The sequence below is a fragment of the Tabrizicola fusiformis genome, from assembly GCF_013328815.1.
Classification (GTDB): domain Bacteria; phylum Pseudomonadota; class Alphaproteobacteria; order Rhodobacterales; family Rhodobacteraceae; genus Fuscibacter.
The window spans coordinates 26,673-39,322 of sequence record NZ_JABUHN010000012.1; the positions used below are offsets into that span (position 1 = coordinate 26,673).

Annotated in this window: 12 protein-coding genes; 1 reads left to right on the forward strand and 11 read right to left on the reverse strand. The window is 70.2% G+C overall.

What is annotated here, in order from left to right; genetic code table 11:
• Positions 1-2 precede the first annotated feature (2 nt).
• The 5 genes from cobA to cbiE are packed head-to-tail and all read right to left on the reverse strand — an operon-like array spanning position 3 to position 4,378.
• The gene (cobA, locus tag HS053_RS17315) at positions 3-722 is read right to left on the reverse strand and encodes a uroporphyrinogen-III C-methyltransferase (protein ID WP_174212498.1); all 720 of its coding nucleotides are present in this window, start codon (positions 720-722) and stop codon (positions 3-5) included.
• The gene (locus tag HS053_RS17320) at positions 719-2,068 is read right to left on the reverse strand and encodes a cobyrinate a,c-diamide synthase (RefSeq protein WP_241699914.1); all 1,350 of its coding nucleotides are present in this window, start codon (positions 2,066-2,068) and stop codon (positions 719-721) included. Before HS053_RS17320 ends, cobA begins: the two co-directional genes overlap by 4 nt.
• Positions 2,065-2,838: a precorrin-4 C(11)-methyltransferase gene (cobM, locus tag HS053_RS17325; protein ID WP_174212499.1), complete on the reverse strand. Its 774-nt coding sequence runs from the start codon at positions 2,836-2,838 to the stop codon at positions 2,065-2,067. The genes HS053_RS17320 and cobM overlap by 4 nt, the downstream gene beginning before the upstream one ends.
• Positions 2,835-3,203, reverse strand: coding sequence for a cobalamin biosynthesis protein (locus HS053_RS17330; protein WP_174212500.1), 369 nt, complete (start codon positions 3,201-3,203; stop codon positions 2,835-2,837). The genes cobM and HS053_RS17330 overlap by 4 nt, the downstream gene beginning before the upstream one ends.
• Entirely contained in the window at positions 3,200-4,378 is a 1,179-nt protein-coding gene (gene cbiE / locus HS053_RS17335; protein WP_174212501.1) for a precorrin-6y C5,15-methyltransferase (decarboxylating) subunit CbiE, read from the reverse strand. Before cbiE ends, HS053_RS17330 begins: the two co-directional genes overlap by 4 nt.
• Here cbiE and HS053_RS17340 point away from each other — a divergent pair.
• A complete protein-coding gene (locus tag HS053_RS17340) occupies positions 4,377-5,129 on the forward strand; it encodes a cobalt-precorrin-6A reductase (protein ID WP_174212502.1) in 753 nt (250 codons plus the stop codon). The genes cbiE and HS053_RS17340 overlap by 2 nt on opposite strands.
• Here HS053_RS17340 and cobJ read toward each other — a convergent pair.
• Genes cobJ through cobW form a run of 6 tightly spaced genes read right to left on the reverse strand, consistent with a single transcriptional unit; the run spans position 5,102 to position 12,647 of the window.
• The gene (cobJ, locus tag HS053_RS17345; protein ID WP_174212503.1) at positions 5,102-5,842 is read right to left on the reverse strand and encodes a precorrin-3B C(17)-methyltransferase; all 741 of its coding nucleotides are present in this window, start codon (positions 5,840-5,842) and stop codon (positions 5,102-5,104) included. The genes HS053_RS17340 and cobJ overlap by 28 nt on opposite strands.
• A complete protein-coding gene (locus HS053_RS17350; protein WP_174212565.1) occupies positions 5,839-6,582 on the reverse strand; it encodes a precorrin-2 C(20)-methyltransferase in 744 nt (247 codons plus the stop codon). The genes cobJ and HS053_RS17350 overlap by 4 nt, the downstream gene beginning before the upstream one ends.
• Before the next feature lie 2 nt (positions 6,583-6,584).
• Positions 6,585-7,214 (reverse strand): precorrin-8X methylmutase, encoded by a 630-nt coding sequence (locus HS053_RS17355; protein ID WP_174212504.1) that lies wholly within the window; start codon positions 7,212-7,214, stop codon positions 6,585-6,587.
• Entirely contained in the window at positions 7,214-8,356 is a 1,143-nt protein-coding gene (gene cobG, locus HS053_RS17360) for a precorrin-3B synthase (RefSeq protein WP_174212505.1), read from the reverse strand. Before cobG ends, HS053_RS17355 begins: the two co-directional genes overlap by 1 nt.
• Positions 8,353-11,604 carry a cobaltochelatase subunit CobN gene (gene cobN, locus HS053_RS17365; protein WP_174212506.1) on the reverse strand — a complete coding sequence of 1,084 codons (3,252 nt, stop codon included), beginning with the start codon at positions 11,602-11,604 and terminating at the stop codon, positions 8,353-8,355. Before cobN ends, cobG begins: the two co-directional genes overlap by 4 nt.
• Before the next feature lie 8 nt (positions 11,605-11,612).
• Entirely contained in the window at positions 11,613-12,647 is a 1,035-nt protein-coding gene (cobW, locus tag HS053_RS17370) for a cobalamin biosynthesis protein CobW (protein WP_174212507.1), read from the reverse strand.
• Positions 12,648-12,650 lie beyond the last annotated feature (3 nt).

Below are 12,650 nucleotides of genomic sequence, written 5' to 3' on the forward strand. Positions count from 1 at the left end.
GCCTATACCTCGGCCAAGGGGCCATAAAGGATCAGCGCCGGGCCATCGCCCGCGCCGTCCGCAATCACGCTGCCCAGCGTGGCCAGCGTGGCACGGGTCAGCCGCTGTTCGGGATGTCCCACCGCCTCGGCCAGAAGGGCGGGGGTGTCGGGTGGCAGGCCATGCGCCATCAGCCCCGCTGCCAGCGCCGGAAAGGTGCGTTTGCCCATGAAAACCACGGTCGTCGCCCCCGGATCGGCCAGCGCCGCCCAGTTCAGTGCGCCGGGCAGGTCGCCCGTCACATCGGCGCCGGTCACGAATTGCACCCGCCGCGCCGTCAGTCGCCGGGTCAGCGGTAGGGCCGCCGCCGCTGCCGCCGCACAGGCCGAAGGCACCCCGGGCACGATTTCAAACCCGATCCCCGCCTGTCGCAGCGCGGTGATTTCTTCCTCAAGCCGCCCGAAAATGCCGCTGTCGCCGGATTTCAGCCGCACCACCCGCTGCCCGGTCAGGGCATGGTCCACCAGCAACCGGCTCACATGATCCTGCCGGGGCGAGGGGCGGCCCGCCCGCTTGCCCACGGCGATCAGATCGGCCCCCGGCGCGCAATGCGACAGGATCGGCCCCGCCGAAAGATCATCGAACAGCACCACCTCGGCCTCGGACAGAAGCCGCGCGGCTTTGAGCGTGAGAAGCTCGGGGTCGCCCGGGCCGGAGGAAACGAAAGAGACAAAGCCGCTCATGATATGCTTTCGGAACTGGCGGGGGCGATCAGGTGAAAGAAGGTGCCGCTGACCTGCCCGCCCCCGGGCATCGCGCGGCAGGATCCGGCCTCGGCCACGGCATCGCCATTCGCATCCTGCACCACGGCCAGCGCGGCGTCGGGTTGCGACAGGATGGTGGCATAGTGAAATTCATGGCCGCGCAGCGCCACCTTGCCCAGACCGGGCAGGGGGTGAAGCGGCCGAGCCAGCCGGTAGCCCAGATGCATCCGCCTCTTGGCAAAGCTGGTTTCAAGCCCCAGAAGGCCCGCCATCCGGTGCCGCGTGCCATCGGCGGAGACCAGCCCGGCGCCAAGGGCCATGTAGCCACCGCATTCGCCATGCACGGGCCGGGTTGCCGCGAACTCCGTCAGCCCGGCACGGAAATGTGCGGCAGCGGCCAGCCTGCCCGCGTGAAGCTCGGGGTAGCCCCCGGGCAGCCAGCAGACCGTGGCCGAAGGGTCGGGGGCTTCGTCGGCAAGCGGTGAAAACGGCAGGACCGTCGCGCCGCCGGCCCGCCAATCGGCCAGAAGATGCGGATAGACAAAGGAAAAGGCGGCATCGCGGGCAAGGGCGATCCGCTCTCCGGGCGGCGGCACGGGGGGGGCGGTTCCGGCCAGATGGCCGCCCGCCGCCACGGCGCGAATGGTATCCAGATCGCAATGCGCGGCGACAAAAGCCGCGGCTTCGGCCAGAATAGCCTGCAACCGGGGCAATTCCTCGGCCTGAACCAGCCCCAGATGCCGCTCGGGCAGGGCCACCGCCGCCTTGCGCGGCAGGGCGCCCAGAACCGGCAGGCCCGCCACGGCCATGCCCGCCCGCACCAGCGCCTCGTGCCGCGGCGAGGCGACCTTGTTCAGGATCACCCCCGCCAGCCGCAGCCCCGGGCGAAAGCCTGCCAACCCCGCTGCCACCGCCGCCGCCGTCTGCGCCTGACCCGAGACATCCAGCACCGCGATCACGGGCCAGCCCATCTCTGTCGCCAGATCGGCACTCGCCCCCGTTCCCGTCTCTCCGGCCCGCGCCACACCGTCGAACAACCCCATTGAGCCTTCGGCGATCACCAGATCGGCCCCCGCCGCACCCGATGCCAGCGCGGCGATCCGCCCCGGCGTCATCGCCCAACTGTCCAGATTGACCGAAGGCCGCCCCGCCGCCGCCGCGTGAAAGGCCGGGTCGATATAGTCCGGCCCCGATTTGAACGGCTGCACCACAAGCCCCGCCGCGCGGAAAGCCGCAATCAGGCCCAACGTGACCGTGGTCTTGCCGGTGCCCGAGGCGGGCGCTGAAATCAGCAGGCCGGGAGGGATGGCGCCGGGCATCCTCATTCGGGAAACCGCGGATCGGTGCCGACGGGGCGATAGCGCCGGTCATAATCCCCGGCGTATAGGCGGCTTTCGCCGAAATCCTCGGCGGCAAGGGCCCGACCGACAAGGATCAGCGCCGTGCGTTCCCCCGCGCCGATTGCGGTTTCGATGCTGCCCAGCGTGGCGCGCACCACCTTCTGATCGGGCCAGCTTGCCCGGAACACCACCGCCACCGGGCAATCCGCGCCGTAGTGCGGCATCAGTCGCGCCACCACATCGGCCAGCACATGCACCGAAAGGTGGATGGCCAGCGTTGCCCCGGTCTGCGCGAAATTCTCAAGGCTTTCCCCCTCGGGCATGGCCGAAGCCCGGCCCGACGTGCGCGTCAGCACCACCGATTGCGCCACCCCCGGCAGGGTCAGTTCCGCGCCCAGCACCGCCGCTGCTGCCGCGAAAGCGGGCACGCCCGGCGTCACATCATAGGGAATACCCAATGCGCGCAGGCGACGAAGCTGTTCGCCCATCGCCGACCAGACCGACAGGTCGCCGGAATGCAGCCTTGCGACGTCATGGCCTGCGGCATGGGCGGCGGCGATCTCGGCGATGATCCCGTCAAGGCTGAGGGGGGCGGTGTTCACGATCCGCGCGCCCGGAGGGCAATGGGTCAAGAGCGCCTCGGGCACCAGTGATCCGGCATAAAGACAGACCGGACAGGCCGCGATCAGGTCGCGGCCCCGCAGGGTGATCAGGTCGGCCGCACCCGGCCCGGCACCGATGAAATGGACGGTCATGTCGTGGTTCCTTCTGTTTCGGCCATGGCACAGGTCGCCATGCCGTCCGGCGCGGTGATCCGCGCCACGGTAATCCTTGCGCCCGCCCCCGCACCCGCCAGCGCCGCCGCCTCGGCCAGCGAGCCGGTGCCAAACCGCGCGGCAATGCGGGGGGAATGGGTCGGCGTGGCGATGCCCGCCACCGCCACGGCCAGAAGTGGCAGATGCCGCTCTGCCGCCAGCGCGCGCATCCGCGCATCCGCCGCCTTTTCCGCCGTGCTGGCCAGCGCCTCTGCCGCGCCGCCCAAGGCTTCGGCGGCGGCCAGCACGCCGCGCAGCGTAGCAAGTGGCGTGCCCTTGCGGAACCCGATGCCCGCGACCCTCATTTCACCGCCCGCCATTGCACCACGGGCCGCGCCGCGCGCCAGTCACGAAAGCGGCCAAGCGCCGCCGCCTCGGCAATGTCCACCCGGATCAGGCTACCGCCACGGCGGGCATGTTGGGCGGCCAGAATCGCTTCGGTTTCAATCGTCACGCCATTGGCGACGATCCGGGCGCCCGCGGGCAGCAGCGGCCAAAGGGCGGCGTAAAGAGCCATATCCCCGCCGCCGCCGACAAAGACGGCATCCGGCACCGGCAGATCGGCCAAGAGCGGCAAGGCCCAGCCCTGTTGCACCGTCAGCCGGTGCGCGATGCCAAAGGCCACCGCATTGGCCCGGATATTCGCAGCGCGCTCTGCTCGCGCCTCGATGCAGACCGCGCGGCCCCCGGCAAGGCACCATTCGACCGAGATCGAGCCGGAACCGCCGCCGATGTCCCACAGCACCTCATCCGCGCGGGGGCCAAGTGCTGCAAGTGTCACCGCCCGCACCGGGGCTTTGGTGATCTGTCCATCGCTTTGGAACAGCGCATCCGGCAGGCCAAAGCCGCGGGGCAGCCCGGCGCCGCGTGGCAGGTCGGCGCCGTCGATGGCCACCGCCACCGGCGCCTGAATGTCGGGCCAGTCCGCCCCCTGTCGCAGCCGCTCTCGCGAGCCGCCCATGGCCTCGCAGACCGTCAGGCGCGCGGTGGCAAAGCCATTCTCGGCCAGCCATTCCGCCAGTTCCCCGACCGCCGCCGCATCGCGCAGGGTGCAGATCACCCGCACGCCCCGCGCCAGAACCGGGCGCAGCCGGGCAAAGGGTGCGGCGTGCAGACCAAGGCACAGACACTCTTCCAGCCGCCAGCCCAGCCGCGCGGCCACCAGCGAAAACACCCCCGCCACCGGATGGGCCTGCCATTCATCCTGGCGCAGATGGGCGGCAACGGTGCCACCCGCCCCGAACCAGAACGGATCGCCCGACACCAGCATCGCCACCCGCCGCCCGCGCAGCGCCAGAAGCGGCGCGAGGTCAAAGGGCACCGGCCATTCCCGGCCCCGCGCCCCGGCGCCGGCCAATGCCAGATGCCGGAGCGCGCCGAACACCACCTCGGCCCCGGCCAGCGCGGCACGGCTTGCCTCGGTCAGGCCCGCCGGTCCATCTTCGCCCAGACCGATGATCGCAAGCCAGGGTTCAGACATGACGCGCATCCTTCTTCTCGGCGGCACGACCGAGGCGAGCCGTCTGGCCCGGGCGCTCTGCAATGCCGGGCTGGAGGCCGTCTTTTCCTATGCCGGGCGCACCGATGCCCCGGTGGCGCAGCCTCTGCCGGTGCGGGTGGGCGGCTTTGGCGGGGCAGAGGGGCTGGCCGCCTATCTGCGGGGCGAAGGCATCAGCCATGTGGTGGATGCCACCCACCCCTTTGCCGCACAAATGAGCCGGAACGCCATCGCCGCCTGCAAAGAAACCGGCATTCCCCTGATCGCGCTGGAGCGTCCGGCGTGGACCCCCGGGCCCGGCGATGACTGGCAGGCGGTGGCCGATACCCCTTCTGCCGTGGCCGCGCTTCCGCAGGCGCCCGCCCGGGTTTTCCTTGCCATCGGCAAGCAAACCCTCGCCCCCTTTGCCGCAAAGCCGCAGCATCATTACCTTTTGCGCCTTGTCGATCCGCCCGAAATGCCCTTGCCGCTGCCGCAAACCTCTGTGGTGATCGCACGCGGCCCGTTTGATGCCGCAGGCGATACGGCGCTCATGCGCGCCCATGGCATCACCCATATCGTGGCCAAGAATGCCGGCGGCGCAGGCGCCGAGGCCAAGCTGACCGCCGCCCGCGCCCTGCGCCTGCCGGTGATCCTGATTGACCGGCCCGCGCTGCCGCCGCGCAACCGGGCAGCCACGGTGGAAGAGGTGATGCGCTGGCTGTCTCATGCCGGAACCGAGCGCGGGGTGTAAACCCAGCGCCCCACCCGGCGCGTAGCCGCATTGCCGATGATCACCACCGTCCGCATGTCGGCCATTTCGGGCGTCGCTTCGGACAGCGCGACACAGGTGATTGCCTCGTCCGGCGTGGTCACCGCCCGCGCGAAAAGGATCAGCCGCGCCTCCTCGCATTCCTCGCGCAGGATATCCAGCACGCGGGCGAATTGCTGCGGCCGCGATTTGGAGCGGGGATTGTAGAAGGCCATGGCAAAGCCACCCCGCGCGGCATGGCGCAGGCGGCGTTCCACCTCGGCAAAGGGTTTGAGGTTGTCCGACAGGTTGATTGCACAGAAGTCATGGCCCAAGGGCGCCCCGGCCCGCGCCGCCGCCGCCAGCATGGCGGTGATACCGGGCAGAATGCGGATGTCGGTCCCCTGCCGGTCGGGCTGCGCCTCGACCGCTTCGAACAGGGCCGAGGCCATGGCAAAAACCCCCGGATCGCCGGATGACACGATCACCACCCGCCGCCCCCGGGCCGCCAGGTCCAGCGCCAGTGCGGCACGGTCCAGTTCCACCCGGTTGTCCGACGGATGCAGCACCAGCCCCTCGCGCGGGGCGACGCGGGCGACATAGGGAATATAGCCGACCACATCCGTCGCCTCTGCCAGTGCGGCGGTCACCTCGGGCGTGATCAGGGCGGCATCCCCGGGGCCAAGGCCGGCAACGGCAATCCATCCCGCGCTCATTCCACGCCCTCCGCCACCGGGCGGCGGCCATGGCCATGCACCAGCACGATGGCGAAATAGGGACAGTCTTCGGCATCCACCCCGGCCAGCGGCACCATCCGCTGATCGGGCATCGTGCCCCGCTCGACCAGCCAGGCATCGCCCAGCCGCCCCGCCGCCTCCAGCGCGCGGCGCACGCGCGGCAGATTGCGCCCGGTCTTCATGATCGCCAGCGCATCGGCGGTTTGCATGTGGCGCGTCAATTCGTCTTCCGGCAGCGTGCCCATCAGGACGGTCAGCACATCATCGCCCCAGGTGATCGGCTGGCCCGTGGCATTCCAGCAACCCACCATGCCCGGGATGCCCGGGATCACCTCGACCGGGGCAAGGTCTTTCAGCCGGACATAGAGATGCATGAAAGACCCGTAGAAGAAGGGATCCCCCTCGCACAGCACCACCACATCCTGCCCCGCCTGCGACAGCGCCTGAAGCTTGGCCGCCCAACTGTCATAAAAGCCGGACAGCAAGGCATTATAGCCGGGGCTGTCAAAGGGCAGTTCGGTCGTCACCGGGTATTCCATTGCGTATTCGGTGGCATCTGCGGGCAGCATCCCCTCGACGATCCGCCGGGCCTGCCCCTGCCGTCCGGCCTTGCGGAAATAGGCGACATGGCGGGCACCCCGGATCGCCCGGTCCGACCGGACCGAGATCAGATCGGGGTCGCCCGGCCCCAGCCCGGCACAGATGATGCGGCCTGTCATGGTCATTCCTTCCGGCTGGCAAGGGCGTTGACGGCGGCGACGGTGATCGCCGACCCGCCCAGCCGCCCCTCAACGATGACGGCGGGGCAAGGCGGGGCCGCCATCAGCGCTGCCTTGGATTCCGCCGCGCCGATAAATCCCACCGGACAGCCGATGATCGCCGCCGGGCGCGGGCAGGTGGGGTCTTCCAGCATGTTCAGCAGGTGGAACAGCGCGGTCGGCGCATTGCCGATGGCCACCACCGCCCCCGCCAGATGCGGCCGCCACAACTCGACCGCCGCGGCAGAGCGGGTGTTGCCGATGCGGGCGACCAGCGCGGGCACCGACGGATCGTGCAGCGTGCAGATCACCGGGTTCCCGGCGGGCAGGCGGGGGCGGGTGATGCCCTCGCTGACCATCCGCGCATCGCAGAGGATCGGCGCACCGGCCTCAAGTGCAGCCCGTGCAGCAACTGCCATTCCGGGGGTAAAGTGGATGTGTTTTTCAAGCCCGACCATCCCGGCGGCATGGATCATGCGGACGGCGACGACCTCTTCCTCGGGGGTGAAACGGGCCAGATCGGCCTCGGCCCGGATGGTGGCGAAGGATTGCAGATAGATGGCCGCGCCATCGGTTTCATAGAGATGCGGCATCAGAACCGTCCTTTCAGATCAATCGCTTCGGCGGCAAGGCCGGTTTGGTCGGGGCGGTCCTGCGCTGTGCCGCCCCGGATCAGGTCAAAGCCTGCCGCAGTTGCCACCAGTGTCAGATCGGCCCGCCCCGGATGGGCGCAGCCCTTGGCGCAGCCCGAAATATGCAAAAGGCGGCCCTCCGGCACCTCGGGCGCCAGCCTGCGGGCCAAGGCGCGGACCGGGGCCAATGCCTGCAGGCAGGCCGGGGCGCCCGAGCAGGCTTCGATCCTGCGCAGCGGATCATCGCCGCGCAGGATCAGGCCGGGCAGGTCGGGCAGATGCCGCAGCCCCTCGACCAGCAGCATCCGCCACGGGGTCAGCCGCAGCGCGCCCAGAGTGGCAAGCGTGCCGAGTGTGGCGGCCTGCATCTGGCCAAAGGGCAGGCCCACCAGCGCGCCCTCGGTCCCCAGACCCGGCGCAGGGGCTGGCAGGGCCGGGGCAGGCGCCACCCGGCCCGCAAGCGCGCCACCGGGCCGCACGCCCCGCGCGATCAGCGCCGCCATCCGGCCCCGCCCCTCCGTCACGCCGCCTGCCGCCACGAACCATTCGGCCAGCGCAACCGCCACCGCTGGCAGCGTCGCCGCATCCACCGGCGCGCCAAGTGCGGCGCCGTCGCAGCGCAGGATCAGCCCGCCCGCTGTATCCCGCTCCAGCCGGATATCCCCCGCGATGCCGCCAAGGACCGGCGCCGCGCCGGTATCCACCACAAAGCCGAACTTGCCCGGAAGCGGCGGCATCGCGGGCAGCGCCGCCGCCAGCCGCATGGCCAGCGCGTCGGTCACGGCATCGGCAAACGGCGTGACAAGGATGTTGCGCCGCGCCTCTTCCGCCGCATCGGCATCGATCAGGTCCAGCGCGCGCAGATCGGTGATCAACGGGCCATGCGATGCCGCTGTAACGCCGCGCAATTGCAGATTGCCCCGTGCCGACAGGTCGATCAGCCCGTTGCCATGCGTCCGGGAGGCCGCCGCAATGCCCGCCGCCTGCCGGGGCGACAGCCGCCCCGCTGCCGCGCGCAGCCGCACCACCAGCCCGTCGCCCGACATCATCGGACGCAGCGCACCGGGGCACCAGCCCTGCACCTGAAAGGTCGGGGCGCTCATTCCCCCGCCTCCAGCGCGGCGGCGATCGAGTTGCGCCGGGTGACCCAAAGCCCGGCCTCGGCCAGCCGCCGGAACAGGTCACGCAGCGCCGCCAGTGCCCCGGGGTTCTCGCGCGCCATGAAGGCGACCAGATCGTCGCGGCCCAGCGTGGCCGTGTGGTAAAGGTCGAACAGATGGGGCGGCACCACCCCGGCCAGGTGGGCAAAGGCCGCCAGATGGTCGGCGGTGGCGGCAATCTCGGCGGCCCCCCGGAACCCGTGGCGCATCATGCCTTCGGCCCAGAGCGGGTCGGCGGCTCGACCGCGAACCACGCGGGCAATTTCCTCGGTCAGGCTGCGGGCGCGGGGCCGGTCTGGCTGCGTTGCGTCAAGGTGGTAAAGTGCGGGCTGTGCTGCGCCCAGCCGGGCAAGGGCCGCGGCAAACCCCGCCTCATGCGCGGCATAATCTGCGGCCAGCAGCAGATCGCTTTCGGGCAAATCCTGCGCGTGAACGAAACTGTCCGCCCCGCGCAGCCGCGCCTCAAGCCCGGCACGGTCGGCGCGCGGCAGGCCATCGGCCCCGATCGCCCAGCTTGAGGCGGCAATCCACGCCTCGCCCGCCGCCGCCCGCGCCTCTGCGGTGAAATCCTGCGCCGCCGCCGCCATGCCAAGCCCGTATTCCCCCGGGCCGGGCCCAAAGACCCGGGCGGCGCGCTGGGCATAGGGGGTGTCGGCGGCGTCTTCGTCCCGTTCGGCCAGCATCTCCGCGCCGGTTTCAAAGAGCGCGGCCAGAGCCGGGAAGACATCACGGAACAGGCCCGACACCCGCAGCGTCACATCAATGCGGGGTCGGTTCAGCAGGGCGAGCGGCACCACCTCCACCCCGCTGACACGGCCCGATCCGCCGTCCCAGACCGGCGCCAGCCCTGCCAGATGCAGCGCCATGGCAAATTCCTCGCCCGCCGTGCGCATGGTGGCGCTGCCCCAGAGGTCCACCACCAGACCGCGCGGCCAGTCGCCATGATCCTGCAGATGCCGGCGCAACAGCTCTTCGGCGAGCTTCACGCCCTGCGCATGGGCGGCGCGGCTGGGCACGGCGCGGGGATCGACGGCGAACAGGTTGCGCCCGGTGGGCAGCACATCGGCCCGCCCCCGTGCCGGACTGCCGGAAGGCCCCGGCGCCACCCGCCGCCCGGCCAGCGCGGTCAGCAGCCCCACGCGTTCGGCATCCCCGCAGGCGCCCCGGCCAAAGACATGCAGCCCGTCGCCATATTGGCTTTCCTTGATATCGCAGACGAAGCGGTCGATCCGGGTGATCGCCTCGGCGGCTCCGGCACCGGGCGGCAGGCCCAGATCGGCCTCGACCCCGGCGCTTTGCGCCTCGGAACGGATTGCGGCAATCAGCCGGTCACGCCGGGCCGGGTCCAGCCCGTCGGCGGTGGAATATTCATCCAGAAGCCGCTCAAGCCCGTGCAGGGCTTCGGGCAGGGTGGCGGCGCGCAGGGGCGGCGGCAGATGGCCAAGGGTCAGCGCGCCGATCCGTCGCTTGGCCTGCGCCGCCTCGCCCGGGTCGTTGACGATGAACGGATAGATCACCGGCAGGTCACCCAGCAAAGCCTCGGGCCAGCACGTCTCTGACAAAGCGACGGATTTCCCGGGCAGCCATTCCAGCGTGCCATGGGCGCCCATATGCACCATCGCGTGCAGGCCCTGCGCCCGCAGCCACAGGTAAAAGGCCACATAGGCGTGGCGGGGTAGTCGGGTCAGGTCGTGATACTCGTCGTCCTGCCGAGCGGGCAGGCCACGTTCCGGCTGCAGCGCGATCAGGACATTCCCGCGCCGGGTGGCGGCAAAACGGAACGCTCCGCCGGCACAGGCCGGATCATCGCCGGGCGCGCCCCAGGCGGCGTGCAGCGCCGCGCGCAGGCTTGGGGGCAGCGTTTCCAGCGCGGCAAGGTAATCGGCCAGCGGCCAGTGCAGCCTTTCGGCCGCAAGCGCCGGCGCCAGCGGGGCCGCCCCCGCGACCAGATAGCCCGCCGTCGTCAGATCGGCCATCACCGCTTCGGCCGAGGCGAGGGCGTCCAGCCCAACGGCATGGGCCATCTGCCAGCCTTTGCCCGGATAGGTGGAGAGAACCATCGCCAGCGCCCGCTTGGCCGGAGGGGTTTCGGCCAGCCGCAGCCATCCCGCCACCCGCGCGACCACCGCCGCCACCCGCCCGGCATCGGCGCGATGGGCAAAGCGCGAAAACTGCAGGTCGGGATCTTTCCCCCCGGGCGATTTGAACGACACCAGCCCGGCGAACAGCCGCCCGTCCACCTCGGGCAGGACCACATGCATGGCAAGGTCGGAGGGCGAAAGGCCGCGGTCCGACGCGGCCCAGTCGCGCCGCCGCGCCGTCGAAAGCGCCACCTGAAACACCGGGCAATCGGCCCCGTCAAAAGGCGTGGCCCCATCATCGCCCCGTGCGGAAAAGGCGGTGGCATTCACCACCGCAAGCGGCGGATTGGCGGTCAGGTGCGGGCGCAGCCAATCGGCAAACCCGGGCGCCTTCAGCGAGGCGGCAAAGACCCCGCAGGCGGCAATACCCGCCGCGCGAAAGCCACGGATCAGCGCATCCACCGGATCGGTGTCGGCGGCCGTCAGATAACTGCGGTAAAAGCTGATCAGCACGGCGCGGCCTTCTGGCGGTGCCGGAATCGCCCCAAGATCGGGGTCGTAAAACCCCATGTCGGGCAGCCGCTTGTCCCCCGGCACCGGCCCGGCATAAAGCCCCGCCGCCAGCGCAAGCTGCGCCAGCGCCGCCTGTGCCGCCACCGCGCCGCCGGTATCGCACAGATGCTGCAACCGGCGCAGCGTCGAAACCGGCAGGGTCGAGGCGGCATCCAGCGCCGGATCGGACCGCCCGTCGGCGGGCAACACCGCCAGCGCGATACCGCGCCGCCGCGCCAGATCCTGCACCGAGGCAAGGCCATAGGGCCAATAGGCCGCCCCGCCGATCAGCCGGATCAGGATGGCCTTGGCCCCCGAAAGCGTGCGCTCGACATAGGTATCGACCGAGACGGGATGTTTCAGCGCGACAAGATTTTGCAGCCGCAAGGTAGGATGGGCCATATTGCCCATCCTGCGGGATCGGTGCCAGCCCGCAGCAAAGGCGCCAAGATCGCTGTCCGAAAAGGACAGGACGATCAGCTCTGCCGGTTCCTGCCCCGGATCAAACGGCGCTTCGGCGGTCTCAAGTCCCCGTGTCTCGCGGAAGACGACATGCATGGCCCGCCTCAGGTCCCCAGAACGGTGCGGATCGCGGCTTCGTCGATGTCGTGATGCTCGGCAATGACGACCAGTTGCGAACGGCGTGGCGCAGAACCCCAAGGCCGGTCGAACTGCTGGCGCACCCGTTCCCCCACCGCCTGCAGCAAAAGCCGCATCGGCTTGCCCGCCACCGCGACATGGCCCTTGACGCGCAGGATGTTCTGCTCGCGCGCAAGGCGCTGCACCCGGGCGGCCAGATCGGCAGGATCGGCCACTTCGGCCAGGTCGATCACCAGCGAAGCGAAATCGTCATGCTCGTGGTCGTCATGGCCGTCATGGTGGCTGGGCCGGGCGGCAAGATCATCTTCGGCTGCCGCATTCAGGCCCAGGATCACGCGCGGGTCGATGCTGCCATCGGTCATCGGCAGAATGGGCAGACGGCGCGGCACTTCGGCCTCGATCACCGCGCGGGCGGCGGCAAGCCCGGCCTCGCCCGCCAGATCGGCCTTGGTCAAAAGGATGATATCGGCGCAGGCGATCTGATCCTCGAACACCTCGGACAACGGTGTTTCGTGGTCAAGGCTGTCATCCGCCGCGCGCTGCGCCGCGACCGCCGCCGGATCGGGGGCAAAGCGCCCCGCCGCCACCGCCTCGGCATCGGCCAGCGCCACCACCCCGTCCACCGTGATGCGCGAGCGGATCGCGGGCCAGTCGAATGCCTTGAGCAGCGGTTTGGGCAACGCCAGACCCGAAGTCTCGATCAGGATGTGATCCGGCCGCTCGGGCAGGGCCATCAGCGCCTCGATCGTCGGAATGAAATCATCGGCAACGGTGCAGCAGATGCAGCCATTGGCCAGTTCGACAATGTTCTCGACCGGGCAATTTGCATCGGCACAGGATTTCAGGATGTCGCCGTCCACCCCCACGGTGCCGAATTCGTTCACCAGAATGGCCAGTCGCCGCCCCTGTGGGTTCTGCATCAGATGCCGGATCAGCGTGGTTTTCCCCGCGCCCAGAAAGCCGGTGATCACCGTCACGGGAATTTTTGTCAGATCGGGCATGTC

Excerpts from the sequence above, each read along its gene's own strand:
- cobA (WP_174212498.1), bottom strand. The coding sequence starts at position 722 with ATGAGCGGCTTTGTCTCTTTCGTTTCCTCCGGCCCGGGCGACCCCGAG.
- HS053_RS17320 (WP_241699914.1), bottom strand. The coding sequence starts at position 2,068 with ATGAGGATGCCCGGCGCCATCCCTCCCGGCCTGCTGATTTCAGCGCCC.
- cobM (WP_174212499.1), bottom strand. The coding sequence starts at position 2,838 with ATGACCGTCCATTTCATCGGTGCCGGGCCGGGTGCGGCCGACCTGATC.
- HS053_RS17330 (WP_174212500.1), bottom strand. The coding sequence starts at position 3,203 with ATGAGGGTCGCGGGCATCGGGTTCCGCAAGGGCACGCCACTTGCTACG.
- HS053_RS17340 (WP_174212502.1), top strand. The coding sequence starts at position 4,377 with ATGACGCGCATCCTTCTTCTCGGCGGCACGACCGAGGCGAGCCGTCTG.
- cbiE (WP_174212501.1), bottom strand. The coding sequence starts at position 4,378 with ATGTCTGAACCCTGGCTTGCGATCATCGGTCTGGGCGAAGATGGACCG.
- cobJ (WP_174212503.1), bottom strand. The coding sequence starts at position 5,842 with ATGAGCGCGGGATGGATTGCCGTTGCCGGCCTTGGCCCCGGGGATGCC.
- HS053_RS17350 (WP_174212565.1), bottom strand. The coding sequence starts at position 6,582 with ATGACAGGCCGCATCATCTGTGCCGGGCTGGGGCCGGGCGACCCCGAT.
- HS053_RS17355 (WP_174212504.1), bottom strand. The coding sequence starts at position 7,214 with ATGCCGCATCTCTATGAAACCGATGGCGCGGCCATCTATCTGCAATCC.
- cobG (WP_174212505.1), bottom strand. The coding sequence starts at position 8,356 with ATGAGCGCCCCGACCTTTCAGGTGCAGGGCTGGTGCCCCGGTGCGCTG.
- cobN (WP_174212506.1), bottom strand. The coding sequence starts at position 11,604 with ATGCATGTCGTCTTCCGCGAGACACGGGGACTTGAGACCGCCGAAGCG.
- cobW (WP_174212507.1), bottom strand. The coding sequence starts at position 12,647 with ATGCCCGATCTGACAAAAATTCCCGTGACGGTGATCACCGGCTTTCTG.